The organism is Streptomyces sp. P17 (assembly GCF_032436805.1).
Taxonomy (GTDB): domain Bacteria; phylum Actinomycetota; class Actinomycetes; order Streptomycetales; family Streptomycetaceae; genus Streptomyces.
In genome coordinates this window covers 1-242 of record NZ_JAVRBF010001379.1, presented here as the reverse complement: position 1 = coordinate 242, position 242 = coordinate 1, and the positions used below count along the sequence as shown (strand labels likewise).

Sequence of the window (242 nt, the reverse complement as noted above, 5' to 3'; positions counted from 1 at the left end):
CGCCAACCCGGCATATGCCGCCCTGATCAATCGCGTCACGTTCAATAGTGCCGCGGCGACACAGGTCCTGCGCTGCCAGGCAACGACATCGGTCTCCAACATTGCCCGTGTTCACGTGAACACGATCAATGGCGGTTCGCAGATGACGCAAGGCATCGACTTTTCGGCCCAGTATATCTGGGCGGACGCGATCGAATCCGGCGATGCCTTCACCTTCCAGACGCTCGGTACCTACAATCTGA

1 protein-coding gene is annotated in these 242 nt (G+C 58.7%); it reads left to right on the top strand.

Translation table 11 applies throughout. The features are described 5' to 3' along the window. Positions 1-242 (top strand): hypothetical protein (locus RMT89_RS45040; protein WP_315889535.1); only part of this gene is annotated, 242 nt, incomplete at both ends.